Below are 16,468 nucleotides of genomic sequence, written 5' to 3' on the forward strand. Positions count from 1 at the left end.
AAGCATGCAGCTAAGGACCGTGAGGGCGACGCAGTATGTGACGGCTCTACGTGAGGGCGGAAGCCTTCCTGCAATCGTCGCCGCAGACGACCTTGGTCTGTATGTGTTGAAGTTTCGCGGAGCCGGACAAGGACCGCTGGCGCTCGTAGCCGAACTAGTTGCAGGCGAGATCGGACGCGAGCTCGGCCTGAATGTTCCGGAGCTCGTCTTTGTCGAGGTCGACGCCGCTCTCGGCCGCAATGAGCCCGACCAGGAGATCCGCGATCTGCTGAAGGCGAGTGTCGGATTGAACCTGGCGCTCGACTACCTTCCGGGCTCGACGATGTTCGATCCAGCCGCAGGAGATGTGGCCGACGCGAAGACTGCGTCCATGGCCGTATGGTTCGATGCGTTCGTAATGAATGTGGATCGCACACCTCGCAACGCCAACCTGTTGTGCTGGCATCGTGAGCTGTACTTCATCGACCATGGCGCCGCTCTCTACGTTCATCACGACTGGCATACGATCCTCGAACGCGCGGAGTCCCCATTTCGCGAATCGAAACACCATATCCTGTTGCCGTGGGCCACTGCTCTCGAAGAGGCCGGCGAAAGCGCGCGGCTTCTGCTGACTCCGGAGAAGATCGCACAAATCCTTGAAGAAGTTCCCGACAAGTGGCTCTTGCGAGAAGAGGACCACATCAGCGCGGAACAGAAAAGAGCCGTCTACAGCGACTTCTTCGCCCGTCGCCTGAAGGCGTCCGCGAAGTTCCAGGAGGAGGCCGACCGTGCCCGTGCCCAGCTCGTTTGATTACGCCGTAGTGCGCGTCGTGCCCCGCGTCGAACGCGGCGAGTTCATCAATGCGGGCGTCATCCTGTTTTGCCTCGAACAGAAGTTCCTCGAGGCTCGCATCGTCGTCGACGAGGCGCGTCTCCAAGCGCTCTGGCCGGAGATCGATCTCGAGCTCGTCCGCCGCCACCTGGAGGCCATTCCGAAGGTAGCTGCCGGCGATGTGTCCGCGGGACCCATTGCGCGGCTCTCCCTCCGCGAGCGCTTTCACTGGCTGGTCTCGCCCCGCAGCACCATCATTCAGGTCTCGCCCGTTCACACCGGTCTGTGCGAGGAAAAGCCGGAAGCCATGCTCAGCGAGCTCGAAAAAAGACTGCTCTGGACACGGAACGATTAAATCCGCCCTGTGGTAGCTTCAAAAAATGCGCCGATCTGTTCTCGCTCTTCTCGCCTCAGTCATCTCTCCGGTCGCCTTCGCGCAGATGCCCGTCTCTCCCGAGACCCGCTCCACCGTCGCCCACATCATAGGCGACATCATGGTCAACGGGCAGGCCTATGAGTACGACCGTCAACTGGCAGATACCATCGGTCCCCGTCTCACCGGCTCCGACAACTACGTCCACGCCGTCTCCTGGGCCGAACAGCAGTTCCGCACCCTCGGCCTGGCAAACGTGCATACCGAGCCCTTCACAATGCCTGCAACCTGGGAGCCCGAGACCCCGGCCACAGGCCGCATCACCTCGCCGCGCATCCAGAATCTCCACATCTACTCCCTCGGCTGGAGCCCCTCCACTCCCAGCGGAGGCGTGAAGGGCAACATCGTCTATCTCGAGCACCTCACCATCGAGGGCATCGAAGCCCAGAAAGACAAGCTCGCCGACAATATCGTCCTCATCGACAAAGAGAGCATCGGCGACCAGCCTGCTTTCAGTCAGATCCTCCAGGCCTTGAACCACCTCGGCAAGCTCGCTCCGAAGGGGCTTCTCCTCGAAGGCGGCCCGAACGGAAGCGAGTCGGCCACGGCCCTGACCTTCGACGGCACCCTTTCCAGCTACCCTATAGCGCAGGTCGGTCTCGAAGACGCCGGGCTGATCAAGCGCATGCTCGATCACGGTCCCGTGACGGTCGAGTTCTCCTTCAAGAACCGTATCCGCAAAAACGTGAAGGTCGACAACGTGGTCGCCGAGATTCCGGGTAGCGATCTGCCAAACGAGACTGTCATCGTCTCCGGCCATCTCGACTCCTGGCATCCCGCAACCGGAGCGCAGGACAACGGCACCGGCGCCTCCACCGTCCTCGATGTCGCCCGCGCCATCAAGGCCAGCGGCCATCCGCCCCGCCGCACCCTGCGTTTCCTCCTCGTCGGTGGCGAAGAACAGGGCATCCTCGGCTCCACCGCCTACGTCCGCAGCCACAAGGACCAGATGTCCTCCATCGACTGCGTCCTCATCTCCGACACCGGGGCCCAGCGCGCCAAGGGTTGGTATCTCATGGGCCGCGACGACGAGAAGCAGGCGCTCACCAACGTCGAGCCTCTGCTCAACGGCCTCGGCTCCGGCGACACTACTCCTTCGGTCGAATTCCTCTTCCAGACCGATCACATCTCCTTCGATCTCCTGGGCGTCCCCACGCTCGTCCTCTGGAACGAGACCGACAAATACTTCAAGCTGCATCACAAGGCGTCGGACTCCTTCGACTCGGTCAATCAGGCCGACCTCAATCAGGGCGTCGCCACCACTGCCGCTACCGCATACGCCATCGCAGACTCGGCGAAGCCGTTCGCTCCGCACGACACCCCTGCCCAGACCGAAGAATGGTTGAAGAAGGCCCGGCAGTGGGACGACTACAAGTTCTTCCAATCCGCTGGCGTCTTTCCGTAAAGCGGAGCAGCAGGAGACACAACAGAGACGAAGGAAGTATCAGCCGAGTGCCCCACTTTCGCGACAATCTACTGTCGCCAACGTGGGCATTCGAGCGAAGCTCGAACCATTCCCCCCAACCAACCGAAGTCTCTCGACCTAAGCCAGCTCCGCTCTCACCCGCTCCATCGTTGCGAGATAAAAGTGCAGGTTGTGCACAGAGTTCAGGGTCAGTCCCAGCGGTTCCCCCACAACGAACAAATGCCGCAGGTACGCCCGCGAATACCGCGCGCAAACCATGCATCCGCACGTCGCATCGATCGGCCCCTGGTCCTCCGCATACTCCTTGCGCTTGATGTTCATGCGCACAATGCCGCCATCCTCACCCCGCGCAAACACCAATCCATGGCGGCCCGCTCGCGTCGGAAGTACGCAGTCCATCATGTCCACGCCCATCTTTGCGTACTCCTCAATCTCGTCGGGATAGCCCACACCCATCACATAGCGAGGTTTGTCCTTCGGCAGCCACTCCAGCGTGCGCGCAATCATCTCGCGGGTCACCTCACGCGGCTCACCCACCGCAAGACCTCCAATCGCATAGCCGGGAAGGTCCATCTCGACAAGATGCTCCGCCGACTCCTTACGCAGATCGACGTACATCCCGCCCTGGACGATGCCAAAGAGGCTCTGCGTCTTTCCCTGCATCTCAGAAAACCACGGCACGCGATGCTTGTTCGCTTCGAAGTGGTCCTTCGAGCGCCCGGCCCACGCATGTGTCAGCCCCATCGAGTCCTTCGTGCGCTCCCAGCTCGCCGGCGTCTCCACACACTCATCGAAGACCATCGCAATATCCGCGCCCAGCGCAATCTGAACGTCGATCGAGTGTTCCGGTGAAAAGAAGTGCTTCGAGCCATCCAGATGGGACCGAAATTCCACGCCATCCGGAGTCACCTTGCGCAGACTGCTCAAGCTGAAGACCTGAAAGCCGCCCGAGTCCGTCAGCATCGGTCGCTCCCAGCCCATGAAGCGATGCACGCCACCCATACGCGCAATCAGCTCATGCCCAGGCCGCAGATAGAGATGATACGTATTCGCCAGGATGATCTCCGCGCCGCGCTCGCCCGGTCCAATCCTCTCCAGTACACCCTGCTCGACCGCCTTCACGCTGGCTGCCGTTCCCACCGGCATGAACACCGGCGTCTGCACCATGCCATGCGGCAGCGCAAGCGTTCCCCTGCGGCCGCCACTCTCCGCGGTCTTCTGTATCTCGAAGCTCAAACCCATCTTCTGCATTGTAGAGGGATCAACGTGCAGGCGTTATAGTGGAGGTCCCATGCACAAGCCACTTCTCCTCGCGCTTTGTCTCTCTCTCCCCGCCGCCGCACAAAACTTCTCCGGCCCCGCACCCCAGGGACCGCCGCTCACAGCCGATTCGCTCCAGAACCCCGGCGTTCCCACCGGCACTCTCTCCGACAAGCTCTCCCTCACCAGCCGCACCTACGACGGCATGACCAGCAACTACTGGATCTACGTCCCCGCGCAGTACGACCCCAAGACTCCGGCAGCCGTAATGGTCTTCAACGACGGCGGTGGATACATCGACCGCAAGGGCAATCATCCTGCCCTCAACGTCATCGACAACCTCATCGCTCAGCACAAGATTCCCGTCATGATCGCCGTGTTCACCGACCCCGGCGACATCTCCGGCGCACCCGGAACCCCAACCTACAAATTTGTCGACGCTTACTCCAAAAAATGGTCGCGCACCCTGAAGGACTCCATGCGCTCGACCGAATACGACACCGTCTCCGACCGTTACGCCCGCTTCCTGCGCGACGAGCTTCTGCCCGCCGTCTCGGCCAAGTACAACCTCCGCAAGGACGCCTACAGCCACGCCATCACCGGTATGTCCTCCGGCGGCATTACCTCCCTCAACGCTGCCTGGCAACTGCCCGACGAGTTCAGCCGCGTCATCTCCTGGATCGGAAGCTTCACCGCCATCCAGTGGAACGAAGATCCCAACGTCCCCGACGGTGGCCAGGATTACCCGGAGAAGGTCCTCCGCGAACCCCACCGCAACATCCGCGTCTGGCTGCAGGACGGCAGCAACGACCAGGAGAACAACCGTTACGGCAGCTGGCCGCTGGCGAACATCCGCATGGCCAACGCCCTCAAGCTCAAGTCCTACGACTTCCACTTCAGCTTTGGCCTCGGTCCGCATAGCCCGGTCGAAGGCGCGGCGGAGTTTCCCGAAGAGATGATCTGGCTCTGGCGCGACTACGATCCCGCCCATACCGAGCAGACCTACGCACAGGACCCCGCGGAAGCCACCAGGCCGCCCTTCCGCGTCTCCATCGCGAACCGCGAAGCGCACTAGCTACGAAGGCGTGGGTCGTGCCTTCATCGTTGCGGCTGCACTCGCCGAGGCAGCCGCAGCCAGACCCGCAGCCACCAGCGTTACAACCCTGAAGCCGCTGACGAACGCCTCATCCACAGCGCGTCGCGCACGCGGATCCGCGGTTTCGATCGCCGCAAGCTTCGCCCTCTGGTCCACAATCTTTCGCGCAGCCTCGCCCGTGACCTCTGCCGTGGCGAGTCTTCGCGTCAACGATGGCACAAAGGTGTGAAAGAAGACCGGCGCAAAGACCGCCAGTGCCAGCAGCGCCGCGACCTGCGACACCGCGTTGTTCACCCCCGAGGCCGCTCCCGTGCGCGACTCCTCCACCGAGCTCATCACCATCGTCGTCAATGGCGCAACGCTCACCGCCATCCCAAGTCCGAGAAGCAGCACCGCCGGAAGATATGTCGTCCAGTAGGTTCCGCCCACGCCGGGCCGCGCCAGCAACGTATATCCGCTGGCGATGATAAGCGGACCCACTACCAGAGGACCCCGCGCTCCATGTCGCGCCATCAATTCGCCCGACCACGGCGACAGCAGAAACATCAGCACCACCATCGGCACCATCGCCGCCCCCGCATGCGTGGGCGTGTAACCCTGAACCTGAATCAGATTGAGCGGCAGATAAAAGAGCGTGCCGCCTAGAGCCGCATAGAGGCAGAACGTCAGCAGGTTCGCTCCCGCAAACTCGCGGCTGCGAAACAACGTCAACGGCACCAGCGGACTCACCGCTCGCTCTTCCACGACAAACGCCGCCACCAGCAGCACAACCCCGGCTGCACCGGCCAGCCATACTTCGTAGCCGCCTTCCGCTCCTTCAATCAGCGCAAACGTAACTCCCGCCAGGCCTCCCGTAAGAAGCAACGCGCCCTTCCAGTCAAACCCACGTAACTCGCCAGAGCGCACAGGCAGAGGAATCTCCGGAACGTACCGCAGCAGGATCCACACCGTAAGCATCGCCAGCGGAGCATTGATGAAGAACACCCATCGCCACGATGCATGCTCCACCAGGAAGCCGCCCGCAACCGGACCCAGCGCCGTCATCATCGCGGCAAATCCCGACCAGGTTCCAATCGCACGCCCCCGTTCTTCCGGCGGAAAGTGCGCGCTGACCAGTGCAAGACTGTTTGGAAGCAGCATGGCGCCACCGATTCCCTGCAACGCCCGCCCCGCGATCAGCTGACCGATGTTCTGTGCAAACCCGCACCCAACAGACGCCACGGCGAACAAAACCACGCCCGCCATAAAGATCTTTCGCAGGCCAACACGGTCTCCCAACGCTCCACCCACCAGCAGCAACGCCGAAAGAAACAACGCATACGCCTCGACGACCCACTGCACCTGCGCCCCTGTCGCCCCAAGTCCATGCTGCAATGCCGGAAGTGCAACATTCACGACGGTCCCGTCAATGAACTCCATGCTCGAGCCCAGCACCGCCGCAGCCAGCACCCACGCACCGCAACGTCGTGTCGTATCCCGGCAGCGACCGGCGAGAATGACCGCTTCGTCGCACGGACGCCTTACACTCCCGATCAATCGGATCGTCTCCTCTGCCCTTCCATCAGGCTATAGTTCAAAACTACACCAAGGAACGGCGGCAAAGAAAAATGCCGGCTCCCCTCGCAGGGCAGCCGGCATCTCACCTTGGTTTCGCGGCGGTTAGAACAGTACCTTCGCGCCGAACTGCACGATACGGGGATCGAAGGTGCTGGTGATCGTACCTCCCGTCAAGGCACCAGAGGACGTACTAGCGATCGATCCGCCCGGCTGGGTAAAGTTCGTGTGGTTTAGAGCGTTGTACAGTTCGCCACGGAACTCGACCTTCAGCCGCTCCATGGGAGTGTCGAAGCGCTTGTTGAACGCAAGGTTCAGCGTCGTGTACATCGGGCTGCGGCCCGGATCGCGAGACATGTTGCCGAACGGGCTTACCGGAACGTTATTCACGGTCGGCACAGCGGTCGGAAGTGAGATCGCCGCAAGGTTGATGTACTGCAGCGACGTCCCTGTCGACTTCGACTTGTCCAGAGAGTTCAGCACCTGCCCGGCGACACGGTTCGGACGATACAGGTTCGATCCACGATAGCTCGCCGAAATGCCAGACACCTGGTTGGCCGTCGGCGGATTGTAGTTGATCTGATACGGGAAGCCGCTCGTCACCTGGTTCACAGCCGACACCTGCCACTGTCCCAGCACTTGGTTTACGATGCCACCCGTGTTCAGGTAGTGACGTCCGCGTCCGAAAGGAAGCTCGTACACCAGCGACGTCGTGTTGACGATCGGCTGGTTATACTCCGACTGGCCGTAGTCCGCCGCCGGGTTGCGATAGTCCTGGAACGAAGGCGTATTCGCCTCCAGCGACGCGCCCGCGTTGTCCAGTGCATGCGACCAAGTGAACGAGTTCAGCAGCGTCAGCCCAGCCACCATGCGCTGCTCATAACGCAGCTGCAGCGCATCGTAGTGCGAGTACGCCTCGTGCAGTGCAATCGTAATGTCGCCGTAGGTCGGAATCGGCCGCGTAAACTTTCCGTTCGTAATCACCGTAGGATCGGCCTGGTTATAGTTACCGAACTGCAACAGCTTCAGACCGTGGTTGCCGACATAGGCCACGTCGAACAGGATGTTCTTCGCGAAGCTGCGCTGCACATCCAGGTAGTAGTTGTGCACATAGCTGTCGCGGTAGCGATTGCCGTCGATATAAGTCACGTTGGCCGTAATCGGATTGAACGTCAATGTGCTCGACGGGAAGCCCTTGTCGATCGGAACATACGTTGCCGCATTGCCGCCGGCGTTCGGCGCTGCCTGCGTTACCGTGACGAACAGCGCCGCACCCGGATTGATCGCCAGAATGTTGCCAGAACCTGCGCGGTCGTAGTGCGAGAAGCTGATGCCGTAGCCGCCGCGAATCGCCGTCTTGTCGTCCACAGCATAGGCAAAGCCAAAGCGCGGAGCAAAGTCGTTGCGGTCAGGATCGTAACCGTACTTGTTGCCTGTCGCCGTTACCGGAACCATCGCGCCCAGCGGATTGCTGGCAGCTAACGTCGGGTCGAAGTTCGCCTGCTGATTCTTCTGCTCCCAGTACGGCGTCGTGTACTCGTAGCGCAGACCGATGTTCAGGGTCAGGCGCGGCGAAACCTTCCAGTCGTCCTGCAGGTAGGCGAACTGCGAACGATTCCGAAGATGCGCCACGAAGTACGACGACAACGAGTAAGCGCTTGAGGCTCCCCACAGGAAGTCGGCAACATAGTTATCGCTCGTCGCTGCCTGAAGCGGGTTGCTCGCGGTCACATCTTTATAGTCGCGGCTATAGGCGCCGGAGAAGGTAAAACCACCGTAAAGCGGATTCGTGTCCTGCACCGCCATCCAGACCTGCTGGTACTCGTAGCCCGCCTTCAGAGAGTGATTCTTCACCACCCACGAATAATTCACCTTCGGATTGAGCAGTGCGGGATTCTGGAACTGTGGATTCGTCGTCTGTCGTCCCAGTGCCGAGAAACCGCTGATACCGATTCCAGGGATACCTCCCGCTACAAGCGGATCCGTCGGCAGACCGGGAAAAGTAATCCCGGGATTCGTTCCGATCGAACGGGAGAACTTACCCGCCTTCGTACGCGAAAGCCCAAGGCGAGCATCCAGCAACTGGTTCGAGCCGATCACCCGCGTATAACCCAGCGCAATCTGCTGGTCCAGAATCCGCTGATCGCCGTTCGAGCCGCCGTCCAGCGGCAGGCCGAAGATCGGAAAGTCCGTTGCATTCTGTTTCAGGTCCGAGACGCGAAGGAAGAATGAGTTTTTCGGGTTCAGAGCCCAGTCCAGACGCAGGTTGCCCTTGTCTGAGCGGTTGTTCGAACGCTGCAACGTCGTAAAGTTATTCACCGTCGCCGAAGTCGGACCCTGCTGCGCGATCAACTGAGCGATCGTCCGGGCCGCAGGCGAAATATTCGGCGAGTTCAGAATTGAGGTACCCGCAGCATAAGACGTCTGATCATAGGGGTCATACACTGTCCTGCTGAACTTGCCGGCAAGCTGATTCGGTGTCGGCAGCGTGGCAGACGAGATCTGCTTACGCGACTGGCGGAAGCCCTCATAATCGAGGAAGAAGAACAGGTGATCCTTCACGATCGGCCCGTTGAAGTTGCCGCCGAACTGATTGCGGTTATACGCAGGCTTCTGGCCCCCCGGCGGACGGAAGAAGCCTGTCGCATTCAGGTCTGTGTTGCGGATGAACTCGTACACACGCCCATGAAACTGGTTGCCGCCCTGCGCGAAAGCCACGTTCACCACTGCACCCGAGGCGCGGCCATACTCGGCAGTCTCGTTATTCGTCACAACCTGAAACTGCGCGATCGAGTCCGGCGCCGGCTGAATAATCTGGTTCGAGAAGCCCTGGTTCGACTCGCCATAGGCATTATTGTCCATGCCGTCCAGCAGAAAGTTGTTGAAGATCGAACGCTGGCCATTAACGTTGAACGATCCCTCACGGACCAGGCCAGTGTTCGAAGTACTGGAGTAGGACTGCGTTGTCTGCCGCACGCCGGTCGTCAGCCCGATCAGGTCTGAGTAGTTGCGGCTCACCAGCGGAAGCGCCGCCGTCTGGTACTGCGTCACAATCTGTCCGCGCTGGCTTGTGTCTGTCTCCACCTGCAGCGATACGCCCGAGACCTCAACCGTCGTGCTCGTCTCACCGATCTTCAGCGTCAGATCGATTCTCTGCCTCGCCGCCACCGATACCGAGATATCAGTAGCCCGAACCGGGGCAAACCCTTCCTTCGAAACCTCAATGTTGTACTGGCCCACGCGTAGCGCCGGAACCTCGTAATCGCCGCTCTCGCTCGTCTGCCGCGTGCTCACCACACCGGTGGCCATGTTTGTAACCTTCACGGTTGCATCGGACACAACTGCACCCGATCCGTCATGCACCGTCCCTACAATGCTGCCATTCTCATACTGCGCCAGGGCTCGGCCCGGCAACAATGCGAGGCACACGAGCGTCGCTGTCAGTAGATTTACGATTTTGCGCATACCTGTAACGCTAACTACGTTTCGTGTACGCACGATGACTGGAATATGAATAGAACGTTTCAATGGCGCTGCATGCAGTGGAAAACTGGCGCGACAGATCAGTGCTGGTCTGCCGTCGCTCTCAACTGCTCGGGAACCCACGGACTCGTGAGCATCTTCGTTGAACCCGTCAAATAGTAGGTCGGAATCTTCGGATACTGCTCCTCGACAAGAATCAGGGTCCTGAAGTCGAAGCTCTGCACTTCAGCCCGCGACTCCATCCTGTTCTTCACAATCGCCCCGCACAGCGCATCCACGAACGCCTGCGGACCCACCGTGTGATTGCGATGCGCGTCGTCGCCCACCGCGCCCTCCGGCATAATCTTGGTCTCGATGTTGAACCGTACCTTCGCCGCGTTCTCCGCCCGCTCCTTCGCGTGCGCATCGCTCTTGCCGGCGCCCGTGCGATAGTAGTCCACGTAGAAGTTCACGAACCGGAAAAGCTGCGCCACATACGTCGGAACATAGGGACTGATCAGTCCTTCCTTCTTCGCAAACGCCACCGCCACCGGCGACAGCGCCAGATCGTTCTTCTGATCGGCTCCAAAGTGCACCTTGTCGCAGATCAGGGTCTTCTGCGCATCCGTGCTCGAGATGTCCTTTGTGAAGACGCGGTTCTCCTGCGTGTACGGTGCGCCGTCGGCACGCCTGCAGCTCTCGGGGTTCAGAAATTGGTCATGCCAGATCAGCGAAACGCCATCGGTCGTCACTCCCGTATCCGTCTCCAGCGTCGTCACCAGCTGATCCAGTCCGCTCTCAAACGAAGGCAATGTATTCTCCGGCCGCAGGCCCCGACCCCCACGATGCGCCGTCACATCGAACTTCGCCAGCCTATCGCGTTCCTCTGCCGACTTCGCATTTGCGCGCTCTTCCCGCAACACCTGCTGCAGCAGATCGGGCCGGTCCGTAATCAGACCGTCGATGCCCATCCGGATCTCGGTACGCATCTTCTCCGGATCGTTCGTCGTCCACGGCACGACTATGAATCCCTGCGCCTGCAACTCCTTCAGCGGAACCTCTCCGTTCAGAATCGTGGCATCCACCGGAGACAGCACCGGCCGGCCAGCCCCATGCGCCTTCGCATGAGCCCACGCCTTGTCCATCACTTGTATATAAGGATTCGCCACCGCACCCTGGGCCTTCATCATCACAGCCGAACTCACGCAGAAGATTACGCCACCTAAAAGTCGCTTCGTCATAAAGCACAAGCATCCTACATCGAAGTTACGTAAGCGTTAAAGCGGATCAAACCGAGGCACCTAGCTCGAAAGGTTGGCACACGAAAGCAAAAAGCGGCCTAAATGTCCTGCTCTGAAAAATGGAGACCGCCAGGCCGGGCTCCCGTCACCGCCGCAGCCTAGACACCTGCACTCAAAAATGGTGCGAAAGTCCAACGAGCACGGTGTAATCCGCAAAGAACGCATCGCCGTTTTTTGTGTTGTTCGCCAACTCCGGAACGCTAGGCGGTCTGTCCCTCCGCAGCGCCCACGGCCCGTTCACCGACAATGTCGTCCGCCGCACATTCACCATCAGGCCAGGATCGAGCGAGATCACGCTTCCGGGACGGCGAAAGCCATTGCTCGCCCCCAGCAGGTCGCGCACCGGAACCCCCTCTCCGCGCACCCCAAGGCTCAGCGCCACCCCACGAAGCTTCGGCACTCCCTGCGACACTCCCAGCCGATACAGATACTGGTCCGTCACCGACATCACGCTCTGTCCCGGTTGACTCCTGAAGGTCAGCACTCCATTCGTGTCGCGCGGATTGAAAAGGTACTGCGCCTGTCCATAGAGATCGGCCCTCGTCCACATGGATTTGTATCCCTGCGTGGCCAACATCAGGCCCCATCCGCCATCGCCCGGCTGCATCGACTGGTCCGCCGTCGCCTTCACCACCTGGCCCTTGTAGAGCGCCGATCCAGTCGCATTATTGATGCCCGTCGGGATCTTCACCGAAGCGCTCACCGCAACATCGCCTCCGAACTCCGTCGGCGGCCGAAAGATCCAGCGCTGCGCCCCCAGCGTAATGTCTCCAATCCCGCTCACCTGAAACACGCCCGTCGGAGGATAGAGCTGGTTGCGCGATCCATCGAAGACCGGTACATCCGCAATAAAACTCCACTGCGGAGTAAACCGGTACTCCACGCCCATATCGAAGATGTTCTGGTGATTCCGAATCGCGTTCGGCCGCGCAATCTCTTCGTCGCCGATAAAGTATTTGTTCGAGTTGAACATCCTGTATCCGATGTCCACCGTCAGGTTGTGGATCGACCATCCATACTTCGTTCCGCCATCCAGCGATCGCACCAACTCGTCCATCGAGCGCTGGTTCGAGTGCGCCGCAACGCATCCTTGAGCGGACGCCCTATCTTCCCCTGCAAACGCAGCTATAGCAAGTGCGGCTGTAAGCCACATCCTTCTTTTATCTTTGATCATGGTTTTCCTCGCAAAGAGCGGCCTCAAAACGACTTCTCGTAATTTCCCAAATTCTGAACTGTCAGGAGCGAACCCCACTCTACGTTCGTTCAGCCGCGTGCGTCTTCCATCGAAGGGTTGAGTTTTTTCTCCACCGCGCCCACCCAGTTAACCTTCGAAGCAAAAAAGAAGAGGCGCCTTTGTGGGCGCCTCCGGAGAGTTATACATCACGAAAATTACTTTAGGATCTCCACTCCCGCCTGTCATGGCCCGGACGATCCATCTTTACGTCCACCTTTCGATGGAGAAGCTTGCTCGGCTTACTCTCCATCCGCAGCCTGGCCGTCGAGCCACGCCCGGGCCGCCTTCAACTGCGGCAGGTCCGCATCCGCCTTGGCCCACGCCTGCAACAATCGCGCATAGTCCTGGGTAGCCTCGCCTCTCCGGTTCGCTCCCGCATCTGCCTGCGCTACACCATACAACGCAAATCCAGACTCCGGTCGCTGCTTCAGCGCTGCCTCGTAGGCCTGCTTCGCCTCGTCATAACGCTTCGCCCGCAGCAGGGCATCCCCGCGTGTCTCCTCCACCGGCCGAATGTAGAACGGCGGCTCTCGATACCCGAGATCCCGCTCCGCCGCCGCCGCCTTGGTGAACATCGCATCCGACTCCACCCCGCGACCCTCCGCCAGCAAAACACTCGCCCGCAGCTCCATCGCTGCAACATCCAGATAGCTGTGCACCGGCTTTGCCATCGCGTCTTTCGACATCGACATCCCGGCCATCCCCGGCATGTCGTCCGGACCCATCGCCGGCTTTTCCTTCACCCTCGCATCCAGCGCATCGCTCATGCTGGCCGCACTCTCCTTATCGCCCCGCTCCAGAGCCCCCATTCCTCGCGTGTAATCCAGCATCGACTCGCGTAGCTCCTCCAGGTTCTTCAACGACGGGTCCGGCGCGCTCTTCTCCAGCGCGGCCGTAGCACTCGTCCAAACTCCCGCCCGCAGCAAAACCGGAAGATCCACACTCAGCCTCGACATCCCGTCCCGCGGAACCTGACGATACAGCGTCGGTCCCACCTCTCCCCGCGCCTTCGCCAGCTTCTCCGAGATCTTCATCGCCTCCGTAACTCTTCCACCCTCCATCAGGTCGGCGATCAGATACATCAGGTTGTGCACATAGTTCCAGTCGTTTTCCACACTCACGTTCTGCGCGCGCATATAAGCCTCGTCCACCTGCATCGAAGCTAGAAACGACTCGCGCGCCGACTCATAGTCTCCCGTCCGATAGAAGATGTGCCCCGGCATATGCACCATGTGTCCCGAGGCAGGCGTCAGCTCGCCCAGCTTCTTCGCGCTCTCCAGCGCAAGCTCCGGATGATCCCCCGGCTCCACCGCATGAATCCAGTAATGATTCGCCGCCGAATCCTCCGGATGCTCCTTCAGAATCGCCGCCAGAATCCGCTGACCCTCCGCCGTTCCCGCACGCGGCTCACCTTTTTTGTCGAACCCGTCCATCAGCGACTCCGCCAGAAAGATCCGGGCCTGCACGTCCTCCGGCTCCAAAGTAACCAGCCTGCGGAACAGCTTCGTCTCCTCGGAATCCACATGAGGAGCACCCTCTGGCGGCTCCGGCTTCTTCACCGAATCCGGCTTCGCCTGCAGCTCCTTCTGCGAGTTCCGATACCCGGCCACCGCCGCGTCAATGTAAAGCCGCTCCGCCTTGCTCGCATGTCTTTCGAGAGCAACCGCACGATCCAGCGACTCCTTGCCCGATGGATCCTCTGCGCTGCGAAAGACCTCCGCCCGATACAGCCCCCAGTAGCACATCGCGCACTTCGGATCGGATCGCACCGCCTGCTCAAACGCGCGCGCCGCCTCGTAGTCCCAGAAGTCGTGCAGAAGGTTCAGTCCCTGCGTAAACCAGGCCTTCGCCTCGTCATTCGCTGCCGTAATCGCGATCGAGCCATTCCCGATCCCCGTCATCTTCACCGGCGCGGGCAGCTTCTCCGGCGCCGAGATCGCCGCCGCCATCCCGGTGCCATGACACGTCGCCGGCTGCTGCGCACTCCCAACCCCGCCCCACAACACTGCTCCAGCAACCACACCGAGCAAAACCGCCCCGTCTACTCGACAACCCATAAAACCTCTCATCCGGAGTCGCACCCCGAAACCTCAGCATAGACTCCGGTGGATTCCCTTCACCACATTCCTACTCAGCGGCCAGAATCTCTTGTTCCATTCGCAAACACCTTGCACCCTCGACAACACCTCGTGTTCCTCTTCGAGGAGTACTTCGTGTCCTCCGGGTGTTTGACGTTCTGCCGACCGCGGAAAGCGTTCCGGGAGATCGATCGTTCGCCGCATTGCGATTCTCAACCGCTGTCAGTTTTTAGACGGAGAGGAATGGCACACAAGTAGCGATCAGAATGAGCAATCAATGCGCCGACCGCTTTCCTAGCTCCGAGGGCCAATTCCTCGCCTACCCGAGCCTTCGCAGCATCTCGTCCACCGAGAGCCCCAGCACCGGATGCACCCACTCCCCGGCGACCTCCTTCAGCGGCTCCAGCACAAACCGGCGAGCGTGCATCTCCGGGTGAGGCAGCGTCAGCTCCGCTGTGTTGATCACCTCATCCCCATACAGCAGCAGGTCCAGGTCGATCACCCTTGGCCCCTTCGTAATCACCCGCTCGCGCCCCATCTCCTGCTCGACCTCCAGCAGAGCCCGCATCAGCTCCTCTGGAGCCAGAGACGTCTCCAGCACCACAGCTCCATTCAGAAATCTCGGCTGATCGGTATAGCCCACCGGCTCCGTGTCGTGAAACCTCGATACCGCCTTCACCTCGCCCAGAGCAGCCAGCCGCCGGATCGCCTCACGCAGGTTGGCCTCACGATCCCCAAACCTCGAAGCCAGGTTCGACCCCAGCGCAATCGCCGCCAATCCCGACGCAAGCCTCATGGAACCCGTCAAACCGGTTTAAGCGGTTACCGGCTGCAGACCCGCCGGAACCCTGTGGGCTTCGGGTTCCGCCACCTCGTCGTACCCGTAAACCAGCTCCCACGAGGACCGGTCCCGCAGCATCCGCTGCACCAGCGCCGTATGCATCGCATGGCCCGCGCGCTCCGCAACCACCCTGCCCTCAATCCTTCGACCCGCCAGCGCCAGGTCCCCGATCAGGTCCAGCACCTTGTGCCGCACAAACTCATCGGGAAACCGAAGCGGGCCATTCTCCACGCCCTTGCGAGAGAGAATGATGGCGCTCTCGTCCGAAACCCCGCGGATCAGCCCCATGTTCCGCAGCATCGCTTCGTCTTCCTTAAATCCGAAGGTCCTCGCAGGGGAGATCAGCTTTACATAATCTCCCGTCGCCAGGTCCACCCGCAGCGTCTCGTACCCAATCGGCTCCGGAAAGTCGATCGTGTAATCGATCGCATACCCCTTCCCCGGATAGACTCCGATGAACTTCGCGCCGTCGCACACTTCCACGGGCTTCAGCACCCGCATATACTCACGCTTGCGCCGCTGCTGTTTCAGCCCCGTCTCCTCGAAGGCCCGGATATACGGTAGCGAACTGCCATCGAGAATGGGAACCTCAAGATTGTTGATCTCCACAATGACGTTATCCACCCCGTAGCCGATCAGCGCCGACAGCAGGTGCTCTGTCGTCGAGATCAGCACACTGCCCCGCATCAGGCTCGTGGCATAGCTCACCTTGGCGACATTTCTTCCCGTCGCCGCAATCTCAAAGTTGTCGAGATCTGTCCTTCGAAAGACGATGCCGGAGCCGGCCGGGGCTGGAACCAGCCGCATAGAAACCGGTGCCCCGCTGTGAAGCCCCACTCCACAGAACTCAATTCCCGACCTTATCGTTCGCTCAAAATGGGGGTCCGATGCCAACAAACAGCTTCTCCGGTACAATCCGCTAATTAGATTACAGTGGGGTCAATGCAAATTTGTGTGGCAAAAAAGACACAC

The 16,468-nt window shown here is 60.5% G+C and carries 12 protein-coding genes; 4 read left to right on the forward strand and 8 right to left on the reverse strand.

All coding sequences use genetic code 11. The annotated features are described in order from the left end of the window. Nucleotides 1-4 precede the first annotated feature (4 nt). From BDD14_RS14520 to BDD14_RS14530, 3 genes are read left to right on the forward strand one after another with little or no spacing between them, the layout of a single operon-like run. A complete protein-coding gene (locus BDD14_RS14520; RefSeq protein ID WP_130419431.1) occupies nucleotides 5-790 on the forward strand; it encodes a HipA family kinase in 786 nt (261 codons plus the stop codon). Further along, entirely contained in the window at nucleotides 774-1,166 is a 393-nt protein-coding gene (locus BDD14_RS14525; protein WP_242617954.1) for a DUF3037 domain-containing protein, read from the forward strand. Before BDD14_RS14520 ends, BDD14_RS14525 begins: the two co-directional genes overlap by 17 nt. A 25-nt stretch (nucleotides 1,167-1,191) precedes the next feature. Next, on the forward strand, nucleotides 1,192-2,649 hold the full coding sequence (locus BDD14_RS14530) for a M20/M25/M40 family metallo-hydrolase (RefSeq protein ID WP_130419433.1): 1,458 nt from the start codon (nucleotides 1,192-1,194) through the stop codon (nucleotides 2,647-2,649). Nucleotides 2,650-2,787: 138 nt separating this feature from the next. Here the strand turns inward: BDD14_RS14530 and tgt are convergent, their stop codons facing one another. Further along, nucleotides 2,788-3,912, reverse strand: a complete 1,125-nt coding sequence (tgt, locus tag BDD14_RS14535; RefSeq protein ID WP_130419434.1) for a tRNA guanosine(34) transglycosylase Tgt — start codon at nucleotides 3,910-3,912, stop codon at nucleotides 2,788-2,790. 49 nt (nucleotides 3,913-3,961) lie between these two features. On the opposite strand from tgt, the gene BDD14_RS14540 reads away from it, so the two are divergent. Continuing rightward, a complete protein-coding gene (locus tag BDD14_RS14540) occupies nucleotides 3,962-5,005 on the forward strand; it encodes an alpha/beta hydrolase (RefSeq protein WP_165420087.1) in 1,044 nt (347 codons plus the stop codon). On the opposite strand, the gene BDD14_RS14545 is transcribed toward BDD14_RS14540, so the two are convergent. The 7 genes from BDD14_RS14545 to lpxC form a co-directional block, all read right to left on the reverse strand. Further along, nucleotides 5,006-6,562, reverse strand: a complete 1,557-nt coding sequence (locus tag BDD14_RS14545) for an MFS transporter (protein ID WP_242617955.1) — start codon at nucleotides 6,560-6,562, stop codon at nucleotides 5,006-5,008. A gap of 123 nt (nucleotides 6,563-6,685) precedes the next feature. Further along, on the reverse strand, nucleotides 6,686-10,045 hold the full coding sequence (locus BDD14_RS14550; protein ID WP_130423138.1) for a TonB-dependent receptor: 3,360 nt from the start codon (nucleotides 10,043-10,045) through the stop codon (nucleotides 6,686-6,688). Nucleotides 10,046-10,143: 98 nt separating this feature from the next. Beyond that, on the reverse strand, nucleotides 10,144-11,283 hold the full coding sequence (locus BDD14_RS14555; protein ID WP_130419436.1) for a glycerophosphodiester phosphodiesterase family protein: 1,140 nt from the start codon (nucleotides 11,281-11,283) through the stop codon (nucleotides 10,144-10,146). Between the two features lie 172 nt (nucleotides 11,284-11,455). Beyond that, on the reverse strand, nucleotides 11,456-12,517 hold the full coding sequence (locus tag BDD14_RS14560) for a hypothetical protein (protein WP_130419437.1): 1,062 nt from the start codon (nucleotides 12,515-12,517) through the stop codon (nucleotides 11,456-11,458). Between the two features lie 299 nt (nucleotides 12,518-12,816). Continuing rightward, nucleotides 12,817-14,634, reverse strand: coding sequence for a tetratricopeptide repeat protein (locus tag BDD14_RS14565; RefSeq protein WP_130419438.1), 1,818 nt, complete (start codon nucleotides 14,632-14,634; stop codon nucleotides 12,817-12,819). Between the two features lie 340 nt (nucleotides 14,635-14,974). Beyond that, nucleotides 14,975-15,451, reverse strand: a complete 477-nt coding sequence (gene folK / locus BDD14_RS14570; protein WP_130419439.1) for a 2-amino-4-hydroxy-6-hydroxymethyldihydropteridine diphosphokinase — start codon at nucleotides 15,449-15,451, stop codon at nucleotides 14,975-14,977. Nucleotides 15,452-15,469: 18 nt separating this feature from the next. After that, entirely contained in the window at nucleotides 15,470-16,390 is a 921-nt protein-coding gene (gene lpxC / locus BDD14_RS14575) for a UDP-3-O-acyl-N-acetylglucosamine deacetylase (RefSeq protein WP_130419440.1), read from the reverse strand. Nucleotides 16,391-16,468: the final 78 nt, after the last annotated feature.

Origin of the sequence: Edaphobacter modestus (assembly GCF_004217555.1) — a bacterium.
Lineage (GTDB): Bacteria > Acidobacteriota > Terriglobia > Terriglobales > Acidobacteriaceae > Edaphobacter > Edaphobacter modestus.

Bases quoted from the DNA above. Each gene is read 5' to 3' on its own strand.
- BDD14_RS14565 (WP_130419438.1), bottom strand. From the start codon at position 14,634: ATGGGTTGTCGAGTAGACGGGGCGGTTTTGCTCGGTGTGGTTGCTGGA.
- BDD14_RS14550 (WP_130423138.1), bottom strand. From the start codon at position 10,045: ATGCGCAAAATCGTAAATCTACTGACAGCGACGCTCGTGTGCCTCGCA.
- BDD14_RS14540 (WP_165420087.1), top strand. From the start codon at position 3,962: ATGCACAAGCCACTTCTCCTCGCGCTTTGTCTCTCTCTCCCCGCCGCC.
- folK (WP_130419439.1), bottom strand. From the start codon at position 15,451: ATGAGGCTTGCGTCGGGATTGGCGGCGATTGCGCTGGGGTCGAACCTG.
- BDD14_RS14520 (WP_130419431.1), top strand. From the start codon at position 5: ATGCAGCTAAGGACCGTGAGGGCGACGCAGTATGTGACGGCTCTACGT.
- BDD14_RS14530 (WP_130419433.1), top strand. From the start codon at position 1,192: ATGCGCCGATCTGTTCTCGCTCTTCTCGCCTCAGTCATCTCTCCGGTC.
- BDD14_RS14555 (WP_130419436.1), bottom strand. From the start codon at position 11,283: ATGACGAAGCGACTTTTAGGTGGCGTAATCTTCTGCGTGAGTTCGGCT.
- tgt (WP_130419434.1), bottom strand. From the start codon at position 3,912: ATGGGTTTGAGCTTCGAGATACAGAAGACCGCGGAGAGTGGCGGCCGC.
- BDD14_RS14560 (WP_130419437.1), bottom strand. From the start codon at position 12,517: ATGATCAAAGATAAAAGAAGGATGTGGCTTACAGCCGCACTTGCTATA.